Source organism: Catellatospora sp. NPDC049609, from assembly GCF_040675365.1.
Taxonomy (GTDB): domain Bacteria; phylum Actinomycetota; class Actinomycetes; order Mycobacteriales; family Micromonosporaceae; genus Catellatospora.
Window position 1 is genome coordinate 13324 of the sequence record NZ_JBFAOU010000050.1, and the last position, 16741, is coordinate 30064.

The 16741-nt window shown below is 72.2% G+C and carries 11 protein-coding genes; 2 read left to right on the forward strand and 9 right to left on the reverse strand.

Annotated features, from left to right (window positions below; all coding sequences use genetic code 11):
* Nucleotides 1-120: 120 nt before the first annotated feature.
* The 4 genes from AB0J67_RS16480 to AB0J67_RS16495 all read right to left on the reverse strand — a co-directional run bounded on the left by AB0J67_RS16480 (nt 121) and on the right by AB0J67_RS16495 (nt 5189).
* A complete protein-coding gene (locus AB0J67_RS16480) occupies nt 121-1266 on the reverse strand; it encodes an acyl-CoA dehydrogenase family protein (protein WP_363482636.1) in 1146 nt (381 codons plus the stop codon).
* Nucleotides 1267-1277: 11 nt separating this feature from the next.
* Nucleotides 1278-2798, reverse strand: coding sequence for an acyl-CoA carboxylase subunit beta (locus tag AB0J67_RS16485; RefSeq protein WP_363482639.1), 1521 nt, complete (start codon nt 2796-2798; stop codon nt 1278-1280).
* Nucleotides 2799-3023: 225 nt separating this feature from the next.
* Nucleotides 3024-3896 (reverse strand): chaplin, encoded by an 873-nt coding sequence (locus AB0J67_RS16490; protein ID WP_363482642.1) that lies wholly within the window; start codon nt 3894-3896, stop codon nt 3024-3026.
* A 390-nt stretch (nt 3897-4286) separates the two neighbouring features.
* The gene (locus AB0J67_RS16495) at nt 4287-5189 is read right to left on the reverse strand and encodes a hydroxymethylglutaryl-CoA lyase (RefSeq protein WP_363482711.1); all 903 of its coding nucleotides are present in this window, start codon (nt 5187-5189) and stop codon (nt 4287-4289) included.
* Nucleotides 5190-5418: 229 nt separating this feature from the next.
* On the opposite strand from AB0J67_RS16495, the gene AB0J67_RS16500 reads away from it, so the two are divergent.
* Nucleotides 5419-8616 carry a S8 family serine peptidase gene (locus AB0J67_RS16500; protein WP_363482645.1) on the forward strand — a complete coding sequence of 1066 codons (3198 nt, stop codon included), beginning with the start codon at nt 5419-5421 and terminating at the stop codon, nt 8614-8616.
* A gap of 56 nt (nt 8617-8672) precedes the next feature.
* On the opposite strand, the gene AB0J67_RS16505 is transcribed toward AB0J67_RS16500, so the two are convergent.
* The 4 genes from AB0J67_RS16505 to AB0J67_RS16520 form a co-directional block, all read right to left on the reverse strand.
* Nucleotides 8673-10010 carry a biotin carboxylase N-terminal domain-containing protein gene (locus AB0J67_RS16505; protein ID WP_363482648.1) on the reverse strand — a complete coding sequence of 446 codons (1338 nt, stop codon included), beginning with the start codon at nt 10008-10010 and terminating at the stop codon, nt 8673-8675.
* Between the two features lie 128 nt (nt 10011-10138).
* A complete protein-coding gene (locus AB0J67_RS16510) occupies nt 10139-10747 on the reverse strand; it encodes a TetR/AcrR family transcriptional regulator (protein WP_363482651.1) in 609 nt (202 codons plus the stop codon).
* Nucleotides 10748-10782: 35 nt separating this feature from the next.
* Nucleotides 10783-13644, reverse strand: a complete 2862-nt coding sequence (locus tag AB0J67_RS16515; RefSeq protein ID WP_363482653.1) for a hypothetical protein — start codon at nt 13642-13644, stop codon at nt 10783-10785.
* A gap of 312 nt (nt 13645-13956) precedes the next feature.
* Nucleotides 13957-14883 (reverse strand): hypothetical protein, encoded by a 927-nt coding sequence (locus AB0J67_RS16520; RefSeq protein ID WP_363482656.1) that lies wholly within the window; start codon nt 14881-14883, stop codon nt 13957-13959.
* Nucleotides 14884-15036: 153 nt separating this feature from the next.
* Here AB0J67_RS16520 and AB0J67_RS16525 point away from each other — a divergent pair, with 153 nt between their 5' ends.
* Entirely contained in the window at nt 15037-15819 is a 783-nt protein-coding gene (locus AB0J67_RS16525; RefSeq protein ID WP_363482659.1) for a maleylpyruvate isomerase family mycothiol-dependent enzyme, read from the forward strand.
* 153 nt (nt 15820-15972) lie between these two features.
* On the opposite strand, the gene AB0J67_RS16530 is transcribed toward AB0J67_RS16525, so the two are convergent.
* Nucleotides 15973-16740 (reverse strand): SGNH/GDSL hydrolase family protein, encoded by a 768-nt coding sequence (locus tag AB0J67_RS16530; RefSeq protein ID WP_363482662.1) that lies wholly within the window; start codon nt 16738-16740, stop codon nt 15973-15975.
* Nucleotide 16741: the final 1 nt, after the last annotated feature.

Genomic DNA, 16741 nt, shown 5'->3' on the forward strand with positions numbered 1-16741 from the left:
GGCCCAGGCGGCCGAGCTGCTGCCCGCGGCCTGAACCGCCGACCGCCGGACTTCAGGCACCCGCATGCGGGAAGGGCACCTTCACCACAGACAGCGTGGTGCAGGTGCCCTTCCTGTCGGTCAGCGCAGGCCGAGGTCGCGAGCGATGATCATGCGCTGGATCTCCGAGGTGCCCTCGCCGATTTCGAGGATCTTGCTGTCGCGCCACATGCGGGCGACCGGGAACTCGTTCATGAAGCCGTAGCCGCCGTGGATCTGGGTGGCGTCGCGGGCGTTGTCCACCGCGATCGTGCTGGCGTGCAGCTTGGCGATGGCCGCCTGGCGCTTGAACTCCTCGCCGGCGACCAGCCGCTGGGCCGCGTCGCGCCAGGCCAGGCGCGCGGTGTGGGCGCGCGTCTCCATGTCCGCGATCATGAACTGGATCGCCTGGTACGAGCCGATGGTCTTGCCGAACGCCTCGCGCTGCGACGCGTACTTGACCGACTCGTCGACGCAGCCCTGGGCCAGGCCGGTGGCCAGCGCCGCGATGGCGATCCGGCCCTCGTCGAGGATCTGCAGGAACTGCGCGAAGCCGCGGCCGCGCTCGCCGAGCAGGTTCTCGGCCGGCACCCGGCAGTCGGTGAAGGTCAGCTCGTGGGTGTCCGAGGAGCACCAGCCGACCTTGGAGTAGCCGGGTGCGACGGTGAAGCCGGGCGTGCCGGACGGCACGATGATCGAGGAGATCTCGTCCTCGCCGGTGCGCGCGGTGACCGTGACCAGGGTGGTCATCGTGGTGCCGGAGTTCGTGATGAACGCCTTGCTGCCGTTGATGATCCACTCGGTGCCGTCGGCGGACAGCCGCGCTGTGGTGCGTGTGCCGCCCGCGTCCGAGCCCGCGCCGGGCTCGGTCAGGCCGAACGCGGCCAGCGCCTCGCCCCGCACCAGCTGCGGCAGCCAGCGCTGCTTCTGCTCGTCGGTGCCGAACCGGTAGATCGGCATGGCGCCCAGCGAGATCGCGGCCTCAAGCGTGATCGACAGCGAGGAGTCGACCCGGGCCAGCTCCTCCAGCACGATGCACAGCGCGAGGTAGTCGCCGTCCATGCCGCCGATCTCGCTGGGGAAGGGCAGGCCGAACAGGCCCATCTCGCCCATCTGCCTGACCAGGTCGTACGGGAACTCGTGCCGCTCGTACAGGTCGCCGATCACCGGCGCCACCTTGTCCTGAGCGAAGCGGCGCACGGTGTCGCGCAGCTCCCGGTGCTCCTCGGACAGCCCGAAGTCGGTCATCTCGGCCTCTCTTAAACCGGAGTCACGCCGTGTCGGCGGCGTGAGAACTGACGGTCCTTGCCCTGTGCGGCTCGGTACCGCTGGATGAGCTCGTCGCGGAGCCGATCGGGCTCCACGATCGCGTCGATGACCAGCTCGCTGGCGAGCCGGACGATGTCGATGTCGGTCTCGTACTCGGCGCGCTTGGCGGCGATGAACGCCTCCCGCTCGGCCTCGTCCTCGATCGCGGCGATCTTGTTGGCGTACACCGCGTTCACCGCGGCCTCGGCGCCCATGACCGCGATCTTGGCGGTGGGCAGCGCGATCGTCGCCTCGGGCATGAACCCGGGCCCGGCCATGGCGTAGAGGCCCGCGCCGTACGCCTTGCGTACCACCACGCAGATCTTCGGCACGGTGGCCTCGCTGATCGCGGAGACCATCTTGGCGCCGTGGCGGATGATGCCCTGCTTCTCCACCGCGCTGCCGACCATGAAGCCGGGCACGTCGCACAGGAACAGCAGCGGCACGTTGAACGCGTCGCACAGCTGCACGAACCGGCTCGCCTTGTCGGCCGAGTCGACGAACAGCACGCCGCCCTTGAACATCGAGTTGTTGCCGACCACGCCGACCACCTGGCCGTCCAGCCGGCCGAAGCCGACCGTCAGCTCCTTGGCCCAGCGCGCCTGGATCTCGAAGAACTCGCCGCCGTCCAGCAGGCCCTTGACCATCTTGCGCATGTCGAAGGCGCGCCGCTCGCTGTCCGGCACCAGCGCGGCCAGGTCGGTCTCCGGCGCGGGCAGCGGCTCCTGCGCGGGCGGCTGCTCGGTCCAGTTCGACGGCAGGAAGGACAGGTAGCGGCGGACCACGCCGAGCGCCTCGTCCTCGTCCTTGCACAGGAAGTGGCCCACGCCGGACTGCTCGGTGTGCACCTTGGCACCGCCCATCGCCTCCAGCGTGGTCTTCTCGCCGGTGACCATCTCGACCATGCGGTCCGAGCCGAGGTACATCGAGGCGTTGCCGTCGACCATGGCGACCACGTCGCAGAAGGCCGGGATGTAGGCCCCGCCCGCCGCGCTCGGCCCGAACAGGGCGCACACCTGCGGGATGCTGCCCGAGGCCTTGACCTGCTGGTAGAAGATGTTGCCCGCGCCGCGGCGGCCCGGGAACAGGTCGACCTGGTCGGTGATCCGGGCACCGGCCGAGTCCACCAGGTACACCATCGGCACGCCCTGGGCGTACGCCCGCTCGATGATCCTGATGATCTTCTCGACGGTGCGCGCGCCCCAGCTACCGGCCTTGACCGTGGAGTCGTTGGCCATCAGGCCGACCTGGCGGCCGTCGATGGTGGCCTGCCCGGTGATCACGCCGTCGGCGGGCAGCCCGTGCGCCAGCGCGTTGGCGAACACCCCGTCCTCGACGAACGAGCCCTTGTCCACCAGCCGCGCGATGCGCTCGCGCGCGAACAGCTTGCCCTTCGCGGCGTTGGCCTGGTGGTACTTGGGCGCTCCCCCGGCGCCGATACGCTCCCGCAGCTCGTCAAGCCCCTCGTGCATATCAGCGCCTTCCTCCCCTAGCACATCCTGAACGATCGTTAGGCTACCACCAGGTGAGATGCCCTGCCTCCCCCGTCCACCCAAGATCGCCCGAATTGCCTGGCAGATGGGCGTATCTTGGGCGCGCATTCACCCATTTGCCTGGCAAGTCGAGCGATCTTTCGCCCGTCGGGTACGCGGAAGGGCCGGCGCGTGCACGCGCCGGCCCTTGCGTGGTGGGACGGGTCAGCAGAAGTTCGCGGTGGAGCCGCCGACGCTGGAGGCGTTGGCGTTGCCCAGCAGGGCGCCCACCGCGACACCGGAGATGTCGATCGGCGCCTGCACCGGCACGAACACCTGGTTGCCGCTGAGGATGCCCGAGTTGCCGAACGTGTTCCAGTTCAGCTCGCAGGTGCCCGGGGCGCTGTGCTGCCACTTCTTGCGCTGGCTCAGCAGCCGCTGCTTCGCGCCGACGTCGATGCTGGCGCTGGTGTTGCCGACCGCGCTGGTCAGGCCGCCGGTCAGCCCGTTGATCGGCAGCAGGCCGGTGACCACGTCCAGCGGCGCGCTCTCCAGCGGGGGCGCCGCTGCGACCTTGTTCTTCTTCTTGTTCTTGCCCTTGTGCTGGTGCCAGGCCGGCTCGCCGCCGTACGGCTGCGGGTACGGGTTCTCGTCGACGTCGTCCGGCTCCTCGCCGGGCAGGTTGGCTTCGGCGCCGCCCACGCACCACGCGTTCGCGTCGCCGAGCACGCCGACGCCCACACCGCAGGCGTTGATCGGCGCCTGGATCGGGGCCAGCACCTGGTTGCCGCTGAGCACGCCGGAGTTGCCGAAGCTGCTCCAGTCGGTGGCGAGCGCGTCGTCGCCGTAGTCGGCCTCGGCGCCGCCGGTGCAGCTGGCGTTCGCGTTGCCCAGGATGCCGATGGCGATGCCGCAGATGTTGATCGGGGCCTGCACGGGCAGCTTGATCTGGTTGCCGCTGCCGATACCGGAGTTGACGGAGGTGTTCCAGTTGTCAGCCGCGTGCGCGCCCGTGCCGCCGACAAGCAGCACGCCGGCGGAGATCACGCCGACCTTGACGGACGTCTTGGTCCACGTGCCCAGCGAAGTCGCAGTCATGTGAATCGCAGTGCCTTTCGATCTGGAATTGCCACGGGGAGATGCAGTGTCTTGCGATGTCACAGCTACTGTCCGTAGTGGCCTGTACGTATGGTCGGGCGCGCCGGAGTACGGTCCCTCCGGCTGTCGACGTGCGCCCGTGTCACCTGTTTCGGCTCGTACAAATAGGGCATTTATGACATCGCAGGGGTCAACGAGCTTGCCATTACTCGGACACGGACCTCGCCGACGATCTCCGGTGGCGGCAAATGCGGTTCGTTACACAAAATACGGCTTATGTCCGATTTATTCTAGAATCAAAGACCAATAACAGTCGGAAAAGCGACAGGGAGTGACCAGTGGTCACTCCCTGTCAGCATTGTGCGATCGGATTTTCCTGGTCCGGGCTGCTCAGCCGACGGTGCGGCTGCGCGGGCCGGCCCGCAGCACTCCGGAGGGCAGCTCGCGGCCGACGATCTTCTCGGCCAGGCGCGCGGCCTCGAGCAGCCGCTCCAGGTCGATCCCGGTCTCGATGCCCATGTCGTGCAGCATGTGCACGACCTCCTCGGTGGCCACGTTGCCCGAGGCGCCCGGCGCGTACGGGCAGCCGCCGAGCCCGCCCACGCTGGCGTCGTACTCGGTCACGCCGAACTCCAGGGCGGTGAGGATGTTGGCCAGGCCGGTGCCGCGGGTGTTGTGGAAGTGCAGCAGCGTCGGCACGTCGGGGTGCCGCTCGCGCACGATCGACAGCAGCTCGCGCACCCGGCGCGGGGTGGCCATGCCGGTGGTGTCGCCGAACGCGATCCGGTCCGCCCCGTCCGCCACGACGCGGTCGACGATCCCGGCGACCCGGCGCGGGTCCACGTCCCCCTCGTACGGGCAGCCGAAGCTGGTCGCGATGATCACCTCGGCGGTGGCGCCGCCCTCGTGCAGGGCCGGGATGAGCTGGGCGATCTCGTCCAGCGACTCCTCGGTGGCGCGGTTGATGTTGCGGCGGTTGTGCGTGTCGCTGGCCGACACGACCACCTCGACCTCGGTGAACCCGCCGGCCAGGGCGCGCTGGGCGCCGCGCAGGTTGGGCACCAGGGCGCTGTAGCGCACCCCCGGATCGCGGGCGACGGCGCCCCACACCGCGTCGGCGTCGGCCATCTGCGGGATCGCCTTGGGGTGCACGTACGACACGGCCTCGATCCGGCCGGCGCCGGTGGCGCTCAGCGCGTCGATGAGCCTGACCTTGTCGGCGGTGGGCACGGGGTCCTCGTTCTGCAGCCCGTCGCGCGGGCCCACCTCACGAATCGACACCCGGTCCGGCAGCACAGCACCCATGCCCACACCTTAACCCTCGTTAAATCGGCTCGCCCACCCCTCGTCGACCTCGACTCTCCCTCGATCAAATCAACCTGAGTGGAATTCACTCACGCCACTGCTCAACGCATCATCCGTTCAGCGCGTCTCTATATACGACAGTCCAAGGCGGACTGTCGTTCGAACGGGGAGGAACATGCGATCCAGCAGGAGAACCCGAACGTTACTGGCCCTGGGCATGGCTGCCGCACTGCTGGCGGCGGCACCCGGCGCCGCCGGAGCGCAGCAGACCGCCGCGCCCGAGGCCGTGCCGCCCACCGCCGCGACCGCGCAGGCCCAGTCGGTGACGCTGATCACCGGTGACCGGGTCACGGTGCACGGCGGTGGCAAGGTCAGCGTGACCCCGCGCAAGGGCGTCACGTTCCACGGCTACCGGGTCAAGGACCACCAGTACGTCATCCCGTCCGACGCCGCGCCGCTGCTCGCCGCCGACCGGCTCGACAAGCGGCTGTTCGACGTCACGGAGCTGCTCGCGGTGCAGGCCGCCCGGCCGGCCGCGCTGCCGCTGATCGTCTCGGGTGCGGCGTCCGCACCGGGGCTGACCGCGCAGCGGCGGCTCCCGGCGGTCGAGGGCTTCGCCGCCGAGGTGCCCGCGGAGTCGCTGGCCGCGCGCTGGCAGTCGACCCGCACCGGCCTGGGCAAGGGCAAGATCTGGCTGGACGCCGTACGCAAGCCGACGCTGGACGAGAGCGTGCCGCTGATCGGCGCGCCCGCGGCCTGGTCCGCCGGCTTCGACGGCACCGGGGTCACCGTGGCCGTGCTCGACACGGGCATCGACGTGACCCACCCGGACTTCGCCGGGCGGATCGCCGGGCGGCAGAACTTCACCGAGGGCGAGGAGGACGACCTCGACCGGGTCGGCCACGGCACGCACGTGGCCTCGACCATCGCGGGCAGCGGCGCCGGCTCGGGCGGGAAGTACAGGGGCGTCGCGCCCGGTGCCACCCTGCTCGACGGCAAGGTCTGCGTTGAGGGCGGCTGCCTGGAGTCCTGGATCGTGGCCGGCATGCAGTGGGCCGCCGAGTCCGGGGCCGACGTGGTCAACCTGAGCCTGGGCGGCTCGAACACGCCCGAGGTCGACCCGGTCGAGCAGGCCGTGAACGACCTGACCGCCTCGCACGGCACCCTGTTCGTGATCGCGGCGGGCAACAGCGGCGAGTTCGAGCCGGTCAGCTCCCCCGCCACCGCCGAGGCCGCGCTGGCCGTGGCGGCGTTCACCAAGTCCGACGAGCTGGCCGAGTTCTCCAGCCGCGGCCCCAGCGCCGACGGCTGGGCGGTCAAGCCCGAGATCGCGGCGCCGGGCGTCGACATCGTCGCGGCGCGCAGCAAGGACGGCTTCCTCGGCACCCCGGGCGAGCTCTACATGCCGCTGGACGGCACGTCGATGGCGACCCCGCACGTCGCGGGCGCCGCGGCGCTGCTCACCCAGGTGCACCCGCAGTGGACGCCGGAGCAGCGCAAGGCGGCCCTCATGGGGTCGGCCAAGCCCGCCGCCGGCATCGGGGTGTTCGCGCAGGGTGCCGGCCGGGTGGACGTGGCCCGGGCGATCACCCAGCAGGTCACCACGACCCCGTCGTCGGTCACGTTCGGCCTGCAGGAGTGGCCGCACGAGGACGACGACGTGCGCACCGGCACCGTCACGTACCGCAACGGCGGCAGCACGGCGGTGACCCTGCAGCTCGCGCTCCACGCCGACGGGCCCGCCGGGACGTTCTCGCTCAGCGCCGACACGGTGACCGTGCCGGCCGGCGGGCAGGCCTCGGTGACGCTGCGCGCCGACACCCGGCCGGGCGGTGCGACCACCGGCAACTTCGGCGGCCAGCTCACCGCGACCGCGCCGGGCGTCTCGGTGCAGACGCCGTTCGGTGTGATCCGCGAGGAGCTGAAGTACCCGGTCAAGGTCACCGCGACCGAGCGCGACGGCGACCCGGCCGAGAACGCCTTCACCGTGGTCCTGCGCAAGGACCAGTACCAGGAGTGGGTGGTTTTCGGGCCGAGCAACGACCTGCGGCTGCCGCCGGGTGAGTACTTCGCCTTCAGCTGGGTCGACGAGGAGACCGAGGGCGGGTTCGCGACCACCCAGGTGATGTACCCGAAGCTCAGCGTCGGCGGCCCGGCGACGGTGTCGCTCGACGCGCGGGGCGGCGGCGGCTTCGATGTGACCGTCCCGGACACGCAGGCCACGGCGCTGGTCGTGGGCTTCGACGCCTTCTACACCGAGGGCGACTTCGGCACGGGCGTCGGTATCGGCGCGGGATCCTTCGACCAGATGTTCGCCAAGCTGATCGGGCCGAAGCCGGCCTCCGGCCTCAGCTCGCAGGTCACCGGCGTGCTGGCCCGGCTCGACGAGGACGGCAACCCGGCGAAGACACCACATGTCTACAACGTCGGCTGGCACAGCCCGGACAGCCTGCTCACCGGGCTGGTCAAGCACCTGCGGCCGGGCGACTTCGCCAACGTCGAGGCGAGCCACGCCGCGCTGGCCAAGGGCTCCGACGGCATGCGGCTGAACTTCCTCGCGCCGCCGGACAGCCAGGGCGGCTGGGCCGTGGGCTGGCCGACCCCGCTGCCGTTCACCCGCACGGACTACTACGCGGGCAACGCGCCGTGGCAGGTCGAGTTCATGGAGGAGGTGCCGGTCGAGGGCCAGGACTGGCCGCTGACGGTCTCCGACACCAGCTCGGTCCAGACGTACCGGGCCGGGCGCACCTACCGCGAGCAGTGGAACAAGGGTGTGTTCGGGCCGAGCGTGGCGCCGTTCTTCCCGGGCGACGTGCCGGCGCTGCGTGAGGGCGGCATCGTGTACATCAGCCCTGGGCTGCTCGGCGACGGGCAGGGCCGGGCCGGCTTCGGCCAGATCACCAAGGGACACGGGGCGCTCTACCGGGACGGCGAGCTGATCGCCGAGGCCGACGACGGCCCGTACGTCTTCGCCGAGGACGTCCCCGCCGCGAAGGCGAAGTTCCGGTTCGAGGGCAGCCTGGAGCGCGACGCGCGGCTCACCACCAGGATGTCGGTGAGCTGGACGTTCCGCTCGGGCCAGACCGAGGAGCTGTCGTCGCTGCCGCTGACGGCGGTCAGCTTCGCGCCGCGGCTGGACGACCACAACGTCGGCAAGGCCGGCGGCCTGGGCATCTTCCCCGCGAAGATCACCCAGACCGAGGGCTCGGGCCGGGTCGTCAAGCTGGCGGTCCAGGTGTCCTACGACGACGGCAAGACCTGGAAGAAGGTGCCGGTGCTGCGGATCGCCGGCGAGTGGCTCGTCGCGGTCGCGCACCCGAAGGCCGGCGGCTTCGTGTCGCTGAAGGCGTCGGGCGCCGACTCGCACGGCAACACCTTCGACCAGACGGTCATCCGGGCGTACGAGCTCCGCTGACCTCGGCATGAGCAAGGGGCCCGGCGGCGTGTCCGCCGGGCCCCTTCGCGTGCCCGTCAGCGCATCCGGGAGACCAGGGCGGTGTCGTAGTCGCCCGAGATGAACTCGGCGTTGTCCAGCAGCTCGGCGAAGAACGGCAGGTTGTTCTTCGGGCCGGTGAGCTCGAACGCGGCCACCGCCTCCTTCGCCTTGATGATCGCCTCGGCGCGGTCGGCGGCGTACACGATGACCTTGGCCATCAGCGAGTCGTAGTTCGGGGTGACCACGTTGCCCTCGGCGTAGCCGGAGTCGACGCGCACGCCCTCGCCGGCCGGCTCGACCCAGGTCTTGATCGCGCCGGGGCCGGGCAGGAAGCGCTTGGGGTCCTCGGCGTTGACCCGCAGCTCGATGGCGTGGCCCCGGGAGACCAGGCCGGCCGGGTCGAACTGCACCGGCAGCCCGGCGGCGACGCGCAGCTGCGCCTCGACCAGGTCGATGCCGAAGACGGCCTCGGTGACCGGGTGCTCGACCTGCAGCCGGGTGTTCATCTCCAGGAAGAAGAAGTCGCCGGTGGCCGGGTCGAACAGGCACTCGACGGTGCCGGCGTTGCGGTAGCCGACGGCCTCGCCCGCACGGACGGCGGCGGCCAGCAGCCGCTCCCGCTGGTCGGGGGTCAGCGCCGGGGAGGGCGACTCCTCGACCAGCTTCTGGTTGCGGCGCTGCACCGAGCACTCGCGCTCGCCGAGCGCGATGACCGTGCCGTCGGCCAGGCCGAGGATCTGCACCTCGACGTGGCGCACCCGCGGGAAGTAGCGCTCGATCAGCACCGCGCCGTCGCCGAACATGCGCTCGGCGAAGCCGCGCACCTTCTCGTACTGCTCGGTCAGCTCGTCGGCGTTGTTCGCGACGGCCATGCCCATGCCGCCGCCCCCGGCCGCGGCCTTGACCATGACCGGGAAGCCGATCTCCTTGGCCGCGGACAGCGCGTCGTCGACCGTGGCGGCCGGGTCGGCGGTGCCGGGGGCGACGGGAACGCCCGCGGCGGCCATCAGGTTCCGTGCGTTGATCTTGTCACCCATCGCGGTGATCGCGTCGGGGTCGGGACCCACCCAGATCAGGCCGTGCTCGGCGACGGTGCGCGCGAAGTCGGCGTTCTCGGAGAGGAAGCCGTAGCCGGGGTGGATCGCCTGCGCGCCGGTCTGCTTGGCGGCGTCCAGGATCGCCTGCGTGTTGCGGTAGGACTGGGCCGGGTTGGCCGGGCCGACACAGACCGCCTCGTCCGCCTCCAGCACGAACGGAAGTTCGGCGTCGGCCTCGGAGTACACCGCGATGGTGCGGATGCCGAGGCTCCTGGCGGTCCGGATGATCCGCCGGGCGATCTCGCCCCGGTTCGCGACCAGCAGTGATTCGATCATGTGAGTACCCTCCTGCGCTCAGAAAACCACGCCGAGGCTAATCGGTCAGCGGAACCCCGAGACGAGGCGGTGCTCGTGCCTGCAGCGATGTCGGTGGATACCCATTATTTCATCAAGTGATGAAGATGTCAGCCCAGCAATGCGGCCAGCGCCGCGGCCCGCAGCAGCGTGGCGCGGCGCTGGCGCTCGACCTCGCCCCCGAGGAACGGGGTCGAGTTCATCAGGCCGAACGCGGCGTGCGCCAGCACCCGGGCCTCCCCCGCGGTGAGGTCGTCGCGCAGCGCGGTGAGCACCTGGACCCACTCCTCGACGTACTGCCGCTGCAGCCGGCGGATCTCGCGGCGCGGCTCCTCCGGCAGCCGGTCCAGCTCGTGCAGGTGCAGGGCGATGACGGCCGGGTTGGCCAGCGCGAAGTCGACGTGGAAGTCGACCAGGGCCTCGACGGCGACGCGGGGGTTGCCGTCGCTCTTGGCGACCTGCTCCCGGCCGCCCGCCAGCAGGCCCTCGCTGACCGGCACGAGCGCGGCGACCAGCATGTCCTTCTTGCCGGCGAAGTGGTGGTAGAGCGCGGGCCCGGTGACGCCGGCGGCGGTGCCGATGTCGTCCATGGACACGCCGTGATAACCGCGCGCTGCGAAGAGACCGACCGCGATCTCGATGATCTCCTCGCGCCGCGACCTGCGCGCGGGCTTCGCCGGGGGTGTTTCTACCTGCTCCACTGCCGTCACCCGAGACATGCTACTCGCCGGTCAAGCCGCGCCTTAACGTCCGTTTAGTCCAGTTCGAACCCATATTCCCCCGCCAGCCGGTGCGCCTCGTCCGCCCGATCGGACTGCAGCAGGGCGTGCGCGAGGGCGTACGCCGCGCGCGGCAGCGTCGCCGAGTCCCGCGGCAGGCCGTTCAGCACCGAGCGCAGCAGCGGCTCGGCCGCCTCGGCCCGCCCCAGCGTGAGCAGCACCTCGCCCATGGCCAGCTCGGCCAGGAACGCCTCGCCGAACGCCTCCAGCGCGCGGAACCGGGCGGGCGTCTCCCCGACCCGGGCCAGCGCCGCCTCGGGATCACCGGCGGCGACCATCGCCCGCGCCCCGTCCAGCGCCAGCCAGGCCAGCTCGTAGCGCACCTCGGGCTCCCCGGCCAGCCCCGGCGGCAGCGCCGCGGCGGCGGCGTCGGCCAGCTCGACCGCCTGGCGGGCCTGCTCGGGCTCCTCGGCGTACATCGCCGCGACGGCCTGGCGGCGGCGCGCCCGCAGCTCGTCCAGCGGCAGCCGGGCCACCCGGTACGCCGCCGCGGCCGAGCCGAGCCGGTGCGCCGCGAGCGCGTCCCGATCGAGGTCGAACAGCAGCTCACCGGCCTGCTCCAGGACCCGCGCCCGGACTGCGGCATTGTCGAAGCCGTCCAGGTTCACCGCGAGCTGATCGAGGTAGGACAGCGCCTGGTCGTTGTCGCCGATCCGCTGGTACACCGCGGCCAGCAGGTGCCGCACCTGGTCGGCGAGGTTCTGGTTGCCGGCCCGGTCGGCGCCGTACACCGCCTCCTCGGCCACCTCGGCGGCCTCCTCCGGCCGGGCCGCGTTGAACAGCGCGACCGCGAGGTGGAACCGGGCGTGCTCGGCCTCGTCCTCGTGCTCCTCGCCGGTGCCCGGCGCCGCCGCCAGCCGCGCCACCATGGCGGTCAGGTCGTCGACCACCTCCCGGGCGCGCGCCGTGCCGGCCAGCAGCACCGCCCGCCGCTCCCGCACCTCCTGCTCCAGCGGCTCGGGCAGCTCGTGCGCCAGCGCCCGGTCGAACGCCTGCACCGCGCCGGCGTTGTCGTCGAGCATGCTCAGGCCCTGGCCGAGGAAGAACTCGCCCAGGCCCACCATCTCGTCCTGCTGCTCGTGCTCGGCCTGGGCGATCAGCTCCCGCGCCGCGTCGGCGGACTCCTGGACCCGGCCGTCCGCGCCGAGCGCCTGCGCCCGCAGCAGCATCACCTGCAGCCGCACCCGCGGTCCGGGGTCGGGCTCGCCGACGGCCGCGATGCGGTCCAGCTCGCCCATGGCGTCGGCGGGCTGCTGGGCGTGCAGCAGCGCCACCGCGAGCCGGCGCAGGGCGCCCGCCCGGTCCTTGGCCCCGCCGTGCGCCATCAGGTAGTCGGTGGAGGCACGCACCTGGGCCAGGCCCTCCTCCGGCTGGCCGTGGCGGCTGCGGTGCAGGCCGAGCCGCCCGCGGATGCGCTGGCAGCGGATCTCGTCCCCGGCCTGGGCGTACCAGTCCAGCGCCTCGCTCCAGGCCTGCTCGGTCTCCGCGACGGCCTCGCCGTGCAGGCGCATGCCGTGCAGGTCGGCCAGCCGCCCGCGCTGCAGCGGGGTGAGCCCGGCCGCCCCGGCGAGCGGCTCGATGCGCCGCCACAGCGCCTCGGCGCGCGGCTCCTCGTCGCGCCGCAGCGCCTCCTCGATCAGATCCAGCAGCTCGTCGAGCCCGGCGTCGGCCGGCACGTCGGTCAGCGGGTCCGCCTCCGGCCGGGGCCGCTCCGGCCGCCGCGGCTCCGGCGCACCCGCCTGCGCGGTGAGGCTCAGCGCCAGGTGCTCCACGACCGGCCGGGCCGCCAGCACGGCGGCGATCCGGTCGCCCTGGGCGGTGGTGCCGTTGCGGGCGTCGAAGCGCCTGCCCAGCGCGACGGCCCGCGCCGCGAGCTGCGCGGCCAGCTCCGCGACGGTCTGCTCGGCGCTGCGCACCGGCTGCTGGCCGTGCCCGGCGCCGGTCAGCAGGCGCAGCGCGAGCGACGCGGCGGCGGCGAACTCCATCTCCACGAACGGCGACGACGCCTCGTCCAGCCACGGCAGGTGCCGCTCCACCAGCTCCAGGCCGCGGACCGCGTTGCCGCTCAGCGCGAGGAACAGGACATGGTCGGCCACCGTGCCGAGCTTGCTGCGATGGTCGCGGATCGCGCGGTACGCCTGATGGTGCGCCCGGCGAGCCTCGTCGAACCGGCCCGTACGCAGGTACGGCAGCAGCAGCGCGGTGAGGATCTCCTGCGGCTGCTCGACGCAGGTCAGCCGGCCGGACAGCACCGGCGCGGTGAGCGCGATGGCCTCCTCGTCGCGCCCGCGCCCGGCCAGGTGCAGCACCTGGTCGGTGGGGTCGCAGCCGACGCAGTCGGAGTTGCCGTCGCGCGGGGCCGTCTGCCAGCGCTCGTAGTGCAGGTCGGCGGCGGCGTCGTCGCCCAGGTGGAACGCGACCAGCCAGCGGTGCTTGTGGACGGTCTGCAGGCTGTGCCCGCCCTGCTGGTAGCGCTGCTGCATGTCGTCGAGCACCGCGTACGTCCGGGCGAGCGGGATGTCGGGGAACCGGGTCAGCGAGTTGATCATGTATTTGTAGTGCCAGAGCAGCAGGTACTCCTGGTCGCCGAAGCGGTCCGGGTGGGCGTCGTAGCGGGCCAGGCACCAGGAGAAGGTGACGAAACCCCGGGCCGGCAGGCCGCCGCGCTGGTAAGCCTCGGTCGCCGCCATCCGGGCGTGGAACCGCAGCACGTCGTCGCCGAGCGCGTCGGCCTGGGCCACGGCCTCCTCGGCCAGCGCCACCTGGGCCGCGCCCCGCGGCGCCTGCCAGCACTGCTCGATCAGCTCACGGACCCGGTCGGGGGTGGGGATGCTCATGCCGCGCGGTTCTCCTCGTCGGTGCGGGCAGGACGGGAAGCGCTTGCCCGGCCCACCCGGCCGCCCCCCGCTCCCGATACAGACGCGGTACGGCGTACCAAAAGGTTGCGGTGACGCTGTGTCGGATCGGTGATGCCTCGTGGATCGACCCGAAGGGAGCGGTTCACCACGACACCGTACCCAGATTCGGCGACAGCGGCATACCCGCTCAGCGTGCATGCGACGGGCATGAATGGGGGCAGGGTCGCCGAACCCGCGGCAGCGAGAAGGGGCACCCCGGCCGGGATGCCCCTCGCATCGGAGACCGGCGGCTCAGCCGACGAGCAGGCGTGCGCCGGCCAGCTCGGCCGGCTCGGCGACCTCGGCCGACGCCGTGCCCGCCGCGTCCACCAGCACCAGCTTGCGGCTGCCCTCGGCGCCGACCCGCAGCAGGAACGACCCGTCGGTCTGGAACAGCATCGCGCTGAACTCCGGCAGGTCGACCGCCTTGCCGGTGGTCGTGTCGAGCACGACGTACGCGGCGTCGGCGCGGGACCCGTCAGTCGGCGCGTTCGCGACGGAGACGTACCGGCCGTCCACCGACACCGACACGACGGCCGGGCGGCCGCCCGCGCACTGCTCGCACGCGGTCGCGAACGGCACCCGCCGCAGCTGCCGGCCGGCGCCGTCGACCACGACGACCTCCTTGCCGTCGGCGAACGCGCCGAACTCGCCGCCGCGGGACTGGGCGGTGAGCCTGCCCTTGGTGACCTTGCCGCTGTTCACGTCGACGATGCCGACGCTGGTCGACACCGAACGGCTGTCGACCGACCAGCGCACCGCCCAGCCGGCGTCGCGGACGCCGCCGGTGACCTTGTGCCGGCCGCCGCCGTCCACGCCCGACACGAACAGGTCGCCCTTGCCGCCGCCCGGCGCCTGGACCCAGGCCAGCAGGTTGCCGTTCGGCGACAGGGCGAGCGAGTTCGGGACCCCGGACGTGGGCGAGGCGATCGTCGCCACCTTGACGGCCTTGCCGTTCTCCAGGCGCAGCACGGTCGTCGCCATCGCCTTCTCGTCGTACGCCTGGTAGTAGGTCACCGGGACCGCGGGCCCGGCTGGCGGGACCTGCGGGGCGGTGCCCGGCGCCGGATCGGTGCCCGAGGAGTCGCTGCAGGCGGCGAGCGCGAGCAGCAGGACAGCGCCCGCGACCGCGATGGTGCCGCGGCGGATCGGCGAGCGGGAGAGGCGGTCGGTCTGCACGATGCGTCCTTCGGTCTGCCGTCAGGCGGAGGTCACCCGTCGTGCGTTGCAGCCTATGGCGTACCACCTCAAGAGAACTGTAAATAACCTTTAAAGTTGAGCGATCGTCGCGAATGCTTGCGCGCGGCGGGCGAAGCGGGAAGGCTGCCGATCATGTCGCCACACGACCGCGCCGCGGCGGCTTGCCGCCACAGCCTGCACGCCCTGCTCAAGCTCGGCGACCAGCTGACCGACGAGCAGTGGGCCGCGCCGACCGACTGCCCCGGCTGGAGCGTCGGCGACGTCTACGGCCACGTGGTCAGCCTGGAGCAGTGGATGGCCGACGGCGGCGCCGCCCCCGCCGCGCCGCCGCAGGAGCTGATCGACTCCGGCGTCGCGCAGTGGCGCGGTGCCGCGCGCACCGCCGTGCTGGACGGGCTGCGCGCGCTGCTGCCGGTGCGTGAACGCCAGCTCACGGACGAGCTGCGGGCCGCCGACGCGCCCGGCTGGTGGGTGTGGTCGAACGCGACGGTGCCGTTCGTGGTGCAGCTGTCCGGCCGGGCCTTCGACCTGTGGGTCCACGAGCAGGACGTACGCCGCGCGGTGCGCCGGCCGGGCAACCTCGGCTCCCCCGGCGCGCAGGTCGCCCGAGACCTGATCGCGCAGTCGCTGCCCCGCATCGTCGCGAAGGCCGCCGGTGCGCCGCCCGGCTCGGCGGTGCGCCTGACCACCCTCGGCGAGCTGCCCCAGGACTTCACCGTGTACGTCGACGAGCACGGTCGCGCCGCAGTCGTGCCTGCCGACACCCACCCGGCCACCGCGCACGCGCTGCTGACGTGGGAGGCGTACGCCCTGCTCGGCACCGGCCGCACCACCCGCGACCGCCAGCAGATCTGGATCACCGGCGACGCGCCGCTCGCCGAGCGCGTCCTCGCCCACCTCAACATCGCGCCCTGACCCCGGGTCCCCCGGGCGCCCGCAGTTCCAGGGAAACCGCACCCTCGACCGCGCCGATGGCAGCAGTCTCAGGGAAACCACACCCTCGACCGCACCGATGGCAGCAGTTATGCGGGGAAACCGCATCTTCGGCGGGAGCGCCGAACGGCGGGGTCAGCGGTCGAGCGGGAGCATCTCCGGGCGCTTGGGCGTGATGTCGTCGCCGGAGGAGCGGCCGGTGAGGCGGCGCTTGACCCACGGCGCGAGGTAGCGGCCCGCCCAGCGCGCATCGTCCGAGCGTGTGCGCAGCCACGACTTCACCGCCGGCCGGGCCGGCACGTCCCACCAGGTCGGATCGGCCGGGACCCCGAGCACGGCGAGCACGTGCGCCGCGGTGCGGCGGTGCCCGGCGGCCGACATGTGCAGCCGGTCGATGCTCCACAGGGCCGGGTTGGCGTACTCGTGGTCGTTCCACAGGTCGACCAGCCGCGCGCCGGTGCGCTCGGCCACCTCGCCCGCGGACTGGTTGAGGAAGCGGATGCGCGGCGCGACCAGGTTGTTGCCGGGCAGCCGCGACATCACGTCGGCGAACCGGAACATGAGCACGTCGGCGCCGGTGGCCCGCATGCGCATGATGGTGTCCTCGAACCGCTGCATCAGCGCGGGCGGGTCGCACCGGCGGCGCAGCACGTCGTTGGCCCCCGCCGCGAAGCTGATCAGGTCGGGTTTCATGGCCAGCGCCGGCTCGACCTGCTCGGCGACGATCGCGTCGTAGAGGCGCCCGCGGATGGCGAGGTTCGCGTAGGCGAAGCCGGGTCCGTTCAGCTCGCTCAGCCGCTGTGCCACCAGATCGGCCCAACCCCGGAAGACGCCGTCCTCGTACGGGTCGTCCATGCCCTCGGTGAAGCTGTCCCCCAGCGCGGCATACCTGCTCCAACTCACC

What these genes read in the sequence shown, in the direction of transcription:
- AB0J67_RS16525 (WP_363482659.1), top strand. Translation starts at nt 15,037, where the DNA reads ATGTCGCCACACGACCGCGCCGCGGCGGCTTGCCGCCACAGCCTGCAC.
- AB0J67_RS16485 (WP_363482639.1), bottom strand. Translation starts at nt 2,798, where the DNA reads ATGCACGAGGGGCTTGACGAGCTGCGGGAGCGTATCGGCGCCGGGGGA.
- AB0J67_RS16490 (WP_363482642.1), bottom strand. Translation starts at nt 3,896, where the DNA reads ATGACTGCGACTTCGCTGGGCACGTGGACCAAGACGTCCGTCAAGGTC.
- AB0J67_RS16480 (WP_363482636.1), bottom strand. Translation starts at nt 1,266, where the DNA reads ATGACCGACTTCGGGCTGTCCGAGGAGCACCGGGAGCTGCGCGACACC.
- AB0J67_RS16515 (WP_363482653.1), bottom strand. Translation starts at nt 13,644, where the DNA reads ATGAGCATCCCCACCCCCGACCGGGTCCGTGAGCTGATCGAGCAGTGC.
- AB0J67_RS16500 (WP_363482645.1), top strand. Translation starts at nt 5,419, where the DNA reads ATGGCTGCCGCACTGCTGGCGGCGGCACCCGGCGCCGCCGGAGCGCAG.
- AB0J67_RS16510 (WP_363482651.1), bottom strand. Translation starts at nt 10,747, where the DNA reads ATGTCTCGGGTGACGGCAGTGGAGCAGGTAGAAACACCCCCGGCGAAG.
- AB0J67_RS16505 (WP_363482648.1), bottom strand. Translation starts at nt 10,010, where the DNA reads ATGATCGAATCACTGCTGGTCGCGAACCGGGGCGAGATCGCCCGGCGG.